General features: G+C 66.2%; 11 protein-coding genes. 8 read left to right on the top strand and 3 right to left on the bottom strand.

All coding sequences use genetic code 11. The annotated features are described in order from the left end of the window. Positions 1 to 35: 35 nt before the first annotated feature. On the bottom strand, positions 36 to 575 hold the full coding sequence (locus HMPREF3114_RS16185; protein ID WP_005409007.1) for a Smr/MutS family protein: 540 nt from the start codon (positions 573 to 575) through the stop codon (positions 36 to 38). Positions 576 to 784: 209 nt separating this feature from the next. Here HMPREF3114_RS16185 and surE point away from each other — a divergent pair, with 209 nt between their 5' ends. The 5 genes from surE to HMPREF3114_RS16160 all read left to right on the top strand — a co-directional run bounded on the left by surE (position 785) and on the right by HMPREF3114_RS16160 (position 4,310). After that, on the top strand, positions 785 to 1,564 hold the full coding sequence (surE, locus tag HMPREF3114_RS16180; RefSeq protein ID WP_005416031.1) for a 5'/3'-nucleotidase SurE: 780 nt from the start codon (positions 785 to 787) through the stop codon (positions 1,562 to 1,564). Next, entirely contained in the window at positions 1,561 to 2,238 is a 678-nt protein-coding gene (locus tag HMPREF3114_RS16175) for a protein-L-isoaspartate(D-aspartate) O-methyltransferase (RefSeq protein ID WP_005416032.1), read from the top strand. The genes surE and HMPREF3114_RS16175 overlap by 4 nt, the downstream gene beginning before the upstream one ends. A gap of 18 nt (positions 2,239 to 2,256) precedes the next feature. Further along, on the top strand, positions 2,257 to 2,871 hold the full coding sequence (locus tag HMPREF3114_RS16170) for a YqaA family protein (RefSeq protein WP_005416033.1): 615 nt from the start codon (positions 2,257 to 2,259) through the stop codon (positions 2,869 to 2,871). After that, positions 2,868 to 3,650 (top strand): peptidoglycan DD-metalloendopeptidase family protein, encoded by a 783-nt coding sequence (locus tag HMPREF3114_RS16165; protein ID WP_005416034.1) that lies wholly within the window; start codon positions 2,868 to 2,870, stop codon positions 3,648 to 3,650. The genes HMPREF3114_RS16170 and HMPREF3114_RS16165 overlap by 4 nt, the downstream gene beginning before the upstream one ends. Positions 3,651 to 3,821: 171 nt before the next feature. Beyond that, positions 3,822 to 4,310, top strand: coding sequence for a hypothetical protein (locus tag HMPREF3114_RS16160; RefSeq protein ID WP_069137913.1), 489 nt, complete (start codon positions 3,822 to 3,824; stop codon positions 4,308 to 4,310). 28 nt (positions 4,311 to 4,338) lie between these two features. On the opposite strand, the gene HMPREF3114_RS16155 is transcribed toward HMPREF3114_RS16160, so the two are convergent. Both HMPREF3114_RS16155 and yhbY read right to left on the bottom strand, forming a co-directional pair. Further along, positions 4,339 to 4,713: an Mth938-like domain-containing protein gene (locus HMPREF3114_RS16155; RefSeq protein WP_005416036.1), complete on the bottom strand. Its 375-nt coding sequence runs from the start codon at positions 4,711 to 4,713 to the stop codon at positions 4,339 to 4,341. A 13-nt stretch (positions 4,714 to 4,726) separates the two neighbouring features. After that, the gene (yhbY, locus tag HMPREF3114_RS16150; RefSeq protein ID WP_005416037.1) at positions 4,727 to 5,032 is read right to left on the bottom strand and encodes a ribosome assembly RNA-binding protein YhbY; all 306 of its coding nucleotides are present in this window, start codon (positions 5,030 to 5,032) and stop codon (positions 4,727 to 4,729) included. Between the two features lie 65 nt (positions 5,033 to 5,097). Here yhbY and rlmE point away from each other — a divergent pair, with 65 nt between their 5' ends. The 3 genes from rlmE to HMPREF3114_RS16135 all read left to right on the top strand — a co-directional run bounded on the left by rlmE (position 5,098) and on the right by HMPREF3114_RS16135 (position 8,022). Continuing rightward, entirely contained in the window at positions 5,098 to 5,730 is a 633-nt protein-coding gene (gene rlmE, locus HMPREF3114_RS16145) for a 23S rRNA (uridine(2552)-2'-O)-methyltransferase RlmE (RefSeq protein WP_005409014.1), read from the top strand. A 69-nt stretch (positions 5,731 to 5,799) separates the two neighbouring features. After that, complete coding sequence (ftsH, locus tag HMPREF3114_RS16140; protein ID WP_005416038.1) at positions 5,800 to 7,734, top strand: ATP-dependent zinc metalloprotease FtsH; 1,935 nt, start codon at positions 5,800 to 5,802, stop codon at positions 7,732 to 7,734. A gap of 102 nt (positions 7,735 to 7,836) precedes the next feature. Continuing rightward, positions 7,837 to 8,022: a hypothetical protein gene (locus HMPREF3114_RS16135; RefSeq protein WP_005416039.1), complete on the top strand. Its 186-nt coding sequence runs from the start codon at positions 7,837 to 7,839 to the stop codon at positions 8,020 to 8,022. Positions 8,023 to 8,457 lie beyond the last annotated feature (435 nt).

Below are 8,457 nucleotides of genomic sequence, written 5' to 3'. Positions count from 1 at the left end.
GCACAAACGACTTAATTCCCTCCGTCCCCTTTTTGTCAACGCCGCGCCAGCAACACCAGCACCGCGCCGGTGCCGCCTTGCCCGGTCGGCGCCGAATGAAACGCCAGCACGTCGTTGCGCAGCCGCAGCAGGCGATCAACCAGGTTCTTCAGCACCGGTGCTCCGCCATCGGACTGCAGGCCCTTGCCGTGGATGATGCGCACGCAGCCATACTCGTGTGCATGCGCTTCCAGCAGGAACTGGCGCAGCAGGGTTTCCGCCTGCGCGGCGGTGGCGCCGTGCAGGTCGAGCTCATCCTGTACCGAATACTGGCCGCGCTTGAGACGCTGGAACAGGCGCGGTGGCAGGTTGTCGCGGCGGTAGCTGGCCACGTCGCCCGCTTCCAGCGGCGTACTGTCGCGCAGCAGCCGCGCAAACTCGCCCGCAGCTTCGGCCTCGTCGCGTTCGGCCATGCGTGCGCGCGGCTTCGGCCGGGGCGCAGCAGGCGCCGGTTCGGCATCCTTGCGCAGCGGCGTCACTTCACCGATGGCCGCACGGAACAGCGCGGCCGGATCTTCGTCTTCAGGGTGCGACATGCGCACAGGGTAAACCGCCGGCGCGGGTCTGCCTATGACGGTTCGATGTCGGCCGTGACCGCCGGCAGGGTAGGACCGGCGGCTCGCATGCGGCACAATAGACGATGCCCTTGCAGGGTCGACGGCTTCCGCAGGGGAGTACGACGGTCCCGCCCACACTGCACGGTGACGGAATCGAATTCTTGGAAAATCAAGCGGTTAAATCGAAGATGCGAATCCTGGTCAGTAATGACGATGGTGTCGACGCCGCAGGCATCCGGATGCTTGCTTCGGTCCTGCGCGAGGCCGGACACGAAGTCACGGTGGTCGCGCCCGACCGCGATCGCTCCGGTGCCAGCAACTCGCTGACCCTGGACCTGCCGATCCGGCTCAAGCGCATCGACCATTACACCGTCTCGGTGGCTGGCACGCCGACCGACTGCGTGCACCTGGCGCTGACCGGCCTGCTTGAATTCGAGCCGGACATCGTCGTGTCAGGCATCAACAACGCCGCCAACCTCGGCGACGACGTGATCTATTCCGGCACCGTCTCGGCGGCGATGGAAGGCCGCTTCCTCGGCCTGCCGGCGGTGGCGGTCTCGCTGGTTACCCGCAACCACGATCCGAAGCACTTCGACACCGCCGCGCGCGCCGCAGTGGAGATCGTGGCCCGGCTCAAGGCCGATCCGCTGCCGGCCGACACCATCCTCAACGTCAACGTGCCGGATCTGCCCTGGAGCGAGGTCAAGGGCTTCGAGGTCACCCGCCTCGGCAACCGCCATCGTGCCGAAGGCTGCATCGCGCAGAAGGATCCGCGCGGCAACGAGGTGTACTGGATCGGCCCGGCCGGGCGCGAGCAGGACTCCGGCCCGGGCACCGACTTCCACGCGGTGCGCACCGGCCACATCTCGATCACCCCGATCCAGGTGGACCTGACCCGCTACCAGGCGCTGGAGAAAGTGGCCAGCTGGGTGGGTGGCCTCAGCGCCGCGCTGGACCGGCCGGCATGAGTCCACGCCTGCGACTGCAGCCGGAAGCTGTCGGCATCGGCATGACCTCGCAGCGCGTGCGTGACCGTCTGGTCGATCGCCTGCGCGAAGCTGGCATCGTCGACGAGTCCACCTTGAACGCAATCCGGGTTGTGCCGCGCCATCTGTTCATCGATGAAGCACTGGCCTCGCGTGCCTATGAGGACACCGCGCTGCCGATCGGCCATGGCCAGACCATCTCGCAGCCCTGGGTGGTCGCCCGGATGACCGAGGCGGTGCTCCAGGTCGCGCCGAAGCGCGTGCTGGAAGTCGGCACCGGCTCGGGCTACCAGGCCGCCATCCTGGGCGCGCTGGGCCTGGAGGTCTACACCGTGGAGCGTATCGGTGACCTGTTGCGGCAGGCACGCAAGCGCTTCCGCGCACTGGGCATGAACATCCGCACGAAGCATGACGACGGTCGCGCCGGATGGGCCGAGCACGGTCCGTTCGATGCCATCGTGGTCACCGCCGCCGCGCCTGCACTGGTCGATGAACTGGTCGGGCAGCTGGCTGAAGGGGGGCGCCTGGTGGCGCCGGTGGGTGGCCCGGGCGGACAGTCGCTGGTGCAGCTGGACCGCAAGCCCGATGGCAGCATCGAACAACGCGTGCTGGCGCCGGTCACGTTCGTGCCGCTGCTGTCTGGCATGCTCGACTAATCCACGGAGCAGGGTTGCATGAAGATTTTCGGGCCGCTGTACGAGCGGGCGATGAAGTGGGCGGCGCACGAACGCGCGCCGACCTACCTGACGGTACTGAGTTTCTTTGAAGCGATCATCTTCCCGGTGATGCCGGAAGTGATGCTGGCACCGATGTGCGTGGCCCAGCCCAAGCGTGGCTGGTGGTTCGCCACCCTCAGTCTGGCGGGCTCGATGGTCGGCGCGCTGGTTGGTTACGCACTGGGTCATTACGCTTTCGAGGCGATCAAGCCGGTGTTCGAGGCGCTGGGCATGCTTCCGGCGATCGAGCAGGGCATCACCACCGTGCAGGCGAAGATGGCCGAATCGCCGTGGGCGGTGTTCACCTTCCTGGTGCTGGGCGGCTTCATGCCGATCCCGATGAAGGTCTTCACGTGGGCATCGGGTATCGTCGGCGTACCGATGCCGCAGTACCTGTTGAGCATGTTGATCGGTCGTGGCAAGCGCGTGTTCGTGCTGGCCGCGGTCATCCGTATCGGTGGTGCGCGTGCCGAAGCGGCGCTGCGTCGCTGGATTGAACCGCTGGGCTGGATCGCCACCGTGCTGGTGGTGGTGCTGATCGCCTGGCTTGTATGGAGGTCGAAGTTCGCATGAATCCTGATCGTCTGAGCAAGGGAGTGCGCATCGGCGCGCTGGCGTTGCTGGTTTCCACACTGGCCGCCTGCGGTACCGCCACCGTGGTCCGCCCGGGCGGCGGCAACGCTGGCGGCGTGACCACGCCGAAGACCTCGGTACCCAAGCCCGGGCAGACCGTGGTGGTGCGCAAGGGCGACACCATCTATGCGCTGGCCCGCATCCATGACATCACCCCGGCCGACCTGATTGCCTGGAATCGTCTGGACAACCCGTCGACCATCTACCCCGGCCAGGTGATCCGCCTGTATCCGCAGGGGGCCACCAGCGGCCGTGCGCCGACCACGGTGGTCACCCCGCCGCGTTCGGCTGGCAGCAGTGGCGGCAGCACCGCGCCGGCCCCGGCGCCGGTCGGGCCGGTGAAGAGCAACATCGCCTGGCGCTGGCCAGCCGATGGCGCGATCGTCGGCCGCTACGTGGCCGGTGACGCGACCAAGCAGGGCGTCGACATCGCCGGTACCAGCGGCCAGCCGGTCAAGGCAACCGCCAACGGCGTGGTGGTGTACTCCGGTGCCGGCCTGGTTGGCTACGGCGAACTGATCATCATCAAGCACAGCGACCAGTGGCTGTCCGCCTATGGTCACAACCGCAAGCGCCTGGTCAATGAAGGGCAGAGCGTGAAGGCTGGCGAGCAGATCGCCGAAATGGGCCGCACCGGTGCGAACCGCGACATGGTCCACTTCGAGATTCGCTACAACGGCAAGCCGGTCGATCCGCAGCAGTACCTGCCGGCACGTTGACGCGGTTGGAACAGGGAGTGCCGGGCCATGCCTGGCGTTCCTGACCTGTAGAGCCGTGCTCGACTCAGCGACTGCGGAGCGGTCGTTTGCGATCCTGTGTGCCGCAGGCTCACCTTCACGGCGGACCGGATACCCGGCATTCTTGAGCGGTCCCAGTCGACCCGGTACCCCATGCTGCGTCCTGCTTCCGTTCTCGCCTTGCTGATCGTCGCACCGCTGGTCACCGCGGCCAGCGATCCGCGCGACGTGGTCACCCGTCTTTACGCCGTAGTCCAGGCGCCGGCTTCAGATGAAGCAGCCATCCCGCCGTTGCTGGGCGATGCCCTGCGCTCGGCGGTCGATGCGCAGCATGCTTACGAGCGGGCCTGTACCGCGCTGGCCGCGCACGACGAGAAGCCGCACATGCTCGACCAGAGCCTGTATCTGCTGGCGCCGGACCGACCGGACACGGTCGCGGTGGGAATGCCCGAATCGAGGGGTGACGCGACCTGGATCCGCGTCGACATGGCAGTGGGCGACTATCGATGGACCGACCGGGTCCTGCTGCAGCGGCAGGACCGGGACTGGAAGGTCATGGATATCCGCTGGGGGCAGGGCGGCCACCTGATCGGACGGCTCCAGGAGTTCTCGGCATTCCGCTGCGCGCCTTCAGGCCGCTAGGGGCCGGAGGCACCGGTGACTCGAGAACTCAGCCTTCCAGAATGAAAGCAGCCGCGACCTTGCGGCCTTCGCCTGCCAGGATGTTGAAGGTGCGTGCGGCGGCTGGATTGTTCATCACTTCCAGGCCGATGCCGCGTGACAGGCAGGCGGCCATCACCACCGCCGATGGGAACACCTGGCGGTCACCGGTACCCAGCACGATCAGCGCCGGGTTCAGCGCCAGGATCGGCTCCAGGTCCGCCAGCTGCAACGCAGCGGCGCTCGCCACCGGCCAATGCGCGACCAGCTGGTCCGGGGTCAGGAAGAAGCTCCCGTCCAGCACCTGGTCATTGACCTTGGCCGAGCGGCCATCGGCGGCGCGCAGGCTGTAGGCGTAGTCGGGCGGTTCGTGGTTCAGCTGCATGACGGTAGGGCGATCAGCCGCGCGGCAGCACGATCTGGCGCTGTTCCCTGCTCGGGCGGTACAGCACGGCGACGTGGCCGATGCGCTGCACCAGAGCGCTCTCGGTGGCTTCGACGATCTCGCCGATCATCACGTCACGGGCGTCGCGATCCTCGGCAGCGACCTTCACCTTGACCAGTTCGTGGCGCTCCAGCACTTCGTTCAGCTCAGCGATGAAGGCCGGGGTCACACCCTTGCCGCCGGTCTGCAGCAGGGCCTTCAGGTCGTGGGCTTGGCCGCGCAGGAAACGGGTCTGGGAAGCGGTCAGGGCGATGGACATGCAGGAAAACACGGTTGAATGGGGCGATCAGGGTATCATGAGGACCCCATCAGCCCCTATTTTCAATGGCTACCCGCAGCAAAAGCAGCCAGCGCTGGCTCAAGGAACACTTCTCCGACCCCTTCGTGAAGAAGGCGCAGGCCGAAGGCATGCGCTCGCGCGCCGCCTACAAGCTCGAAGAGCTGCTTGAACGTGACCGGCTGCTGAAGCCGCACATGGTGGTGGTCGACCTCGGCGCGGCGCCGGGTGGCTGGTCTCAGCAGGTTAGGAGACAGATCGGCGACACCGGCCGCGTGCTGGCCCTGGACATCCTGGACATGCCGCCGCTGGCCGGCGTGGAGTTCCTTCATGGTGACTTCAGGGAAGAAGCCGTCCTATCGCAGTTTGAAGCCATGCTCGGGGATCAGCCGGTAGACCTTGTGCTGTCGGACATGGCCCCCAATAAGAGTGGTGTGGGCGCGGTCGACCAGCCGCGGATGATGCACCTGGCGGAGCTGGCCCTGGATTTTGCCGACAACCACCTGAAGACCGGTGGGGCATTCCTGATCAAGCTGTTCCAGGGCGAGGGCTTTGACGACTACGTGCGCGACATGCGCCGCCGGTACGACAAGGTCTCCATCCGCAAGCCGGAAGCCTCGCGCAAGCGCTCTCCCGAGGTGTACGCCTTGGGTCAGGGAAAACGCGCCCACATGAAGTAAGCTCGCAATGTACGCAAGTTCGACCCCCACGCAACGCCAGCACTGAGAGGAACACCGGAGCCAATGAGGATGAACGACTTGACCAAGAACCTCCTGCTATGGGTGGTCGTCGCCGTCGTGCTGATGGTGGTCTTCCAGAGCTTCTCGCCGAAGTCCTCCGGAGCCGGCGCGCAGGGTGCGTCGTACTCGCAGTTCCTGGACCAGGTGGACAGCGGCAACGTGCAGAAGGTCGCCTTCGGCGGCGACATGCGCGGCGGCACCAGCCAGCTGACCTACACCACCCGCGGCGGGCAGACATCCACCATCACCGCACCGTTCGATCGCGACCTGATCAACGTGCTGCGCACCAAGAACGTGGAGATCGTGCAGGAGGAGCCGTCCAGCGGCATCTCCCTCGGCGCGATCCTGATGAATTTTCTGCCGGTCATCCTGATCATCGGCTTCTGGTTGTTCATCATGCGCCAGATGCAGGGCGGTGGCGGCGGTGCCAAGGGCGCGATGTCCTTCGGCAAGTCGCGCGCCAAGCTGCAGGGCGAGGACCAGATCAAGGTCACTTTCGCCGACGTCGCCGGCTGCGACGAGGCCAAGGAAGAAGTGGGCGAGCTGGTCGACTTCCTGCGCGACCCGTCCAAGTTCACCAAGCTGGGTGGCAAGATTCCGCGCGGCGTGCTGATGGTGGGCCCGCCGGGTACCGGCAAGACGCTGCTGGCCAAGGCCATCGCCGGCGAAGCCAAGGTGCCGTTCTTCTCGATCTCCGGTTCGGACTTCGTGGAAATGTTCGTCGGCGTCGGCGCCAGTCGCGTGCGCGACATGTTCGAGCAGGCCAAGAAGCATGCCCCGTGCATCATCTTCATCGACGAAATCGACGCCGTCGGTCGTCACCGTGGCGCCGGCCTGGGCGGTGGCCATGACGAGCGCGAGCAGACCCTGAACCAGCTGCTGGTCGAAATGGACGGTTTCGAGGGCGGTGAAGGCGTGATCGTGATCGCCGCCACCAACCGTCCGGACGTGCTGGACCCGGCGCTGCTGCGCCCGGGTCGCTTCGACCGCCAGGTCGTGGTTGGCCTGCCGGACGTGAAGGGTCGCGAGCACATCCTGAAGGTCCACATGCGCAAGCTGCCGCTCGCCGACGATGTCGAGCCGATGGTGATCGCGCGGGGTACCCCGGGCTTCTCCGGTGCTGATCTGGCCAACCTGTGCAACGAGGCGGCCCTGTTCGCCGCGCGTGGCAACGAGAAGGAAGTCCGCATGGACCACTTCGACCGTGCCCGCGACAAGATCCTGATGGGTGCCGAGCGCCGCTCGATGGCCATGAGCGAAGAAGAGAAGACCCTGACCGCCTACCACGAAGCCGGCCACGCCATTGTCGGCCGCCTGGTGCCGGAGCACGACCCGGTCTACAAGGTCACGATCATCCCGCGCGGCCGTGCGCTGGGCGTGACCATGTACCTGCCGGAGGGCGACAAGTATTCGATGAACCGCGTGGCGATCAAGTCGCAGCTGTGCTCGCTGTACGGTGGTCGTGTGGCCGAGGAGCTGATCTTCGGTGCCGACAAGGTCACCACGGGCGCTTCCAACGACATCGAACGCGCCACCAAGATGGCCCGCAACATGGTCACCAAGTGGGGCCTGTCCGACCAGCTCGGCCCGATCGCCTATGGCGAAGAGGATGACGAGGTGTTCCTGGGCCGTTCGGTCACCCAGCACAAGAGCGTGTCCAACGACACCGCGCGTCGCATCGATGAGGAGGTGCGCAAGATCCTCGACGAAGCCTACGCGCGCACTACTGAGCTGATGACGGCCAACCTGGACAAGTTGCACGCGATGTCCCAGTTGCTGCTGCAGTACGAGACGATCGACGCGCCGCAGATCGACGCCATCATGGAAGGCCGCGATCCGCCGCCGCCGGCCGGCTGGAGCAAGTCGAACAAGGATGGTGGCAACGACAAGGGCGGCGACGCCCGCCCGCTGCCGCCGATCGCGGGCCCGGCCGAATCGCACTGACGGCCCGCTGCGCGTGACACCAGACGAGGCCGGGGCAACCCGGCTTCGTCGTTTCCGGGCTACCGGCCCATTCCGAAGAACCGAACTGACGCTGGAGCCCGCATGTCTGCCCCGAAGCCCGAACCGATTTCCCACACCGCCGAAATGGTCATCGCCACCGTGGTCGGCGTGGGTGTGGGCCTCGGAGCCGACAATCTGCTGTTGGGCTGCGTGGTGGGTATCGCGGTCGGCATCGTGCTGAGCATCGCCAGGACCCTGTACGTGGACCGCAAGCGTCGCCGCCGTTGAGGGTGTCGGCAGGGCTGCGCCCTGCACCCGTGGTAGTGCCGGCCGCTGGCCGGCAACCTCAATAGCAAAAGCAAAAGCAAAAGCAAAAGCGGGCTTTCCGTGGGATGGCGGGGCGGTGTCGGAGTGCGGGGACGCTGCAAGTACGTCCCTGTAAGCTTGGCAGCCGCATCCATGCGGCTGACACCCCGCCGTCCGACACCGCCCCACCTCTGACAGATTTCTGCTGCTGTTGGTAGGTGTCGACCTTGGGCGACACGGTAGATCCACGCCATGCGTGGATGCATTTCGACTCCAATTCGAAATATTCGATTCCGACGGAGATTCATCCACGCATGGCGTGGATCTACCGGGCCCCATCCAACCGTCACCGGGAATCTGTCGGAGGTGGGGCGGTGTGGGGCTGCAGGACCGTTGGCGCCATGGATGGCGCCATCG

The organism is Stenotrophomonas sp. HMSC10F07 (assembly GCF_001807895.1).
Taxonomy (GTDB): Bacteria; Pseudomonadota; Gammaproteobacteria; order Xanthomonadales; family Xanthomonadaceae; genus Stenotrophomonas; species Stenotrophomonas sepilia.
The sequence above is the reverse complement of the archived record's forward strand: the minus strand, read 5'-3'. Positions and strand labels throughout refer to the sequence as shown.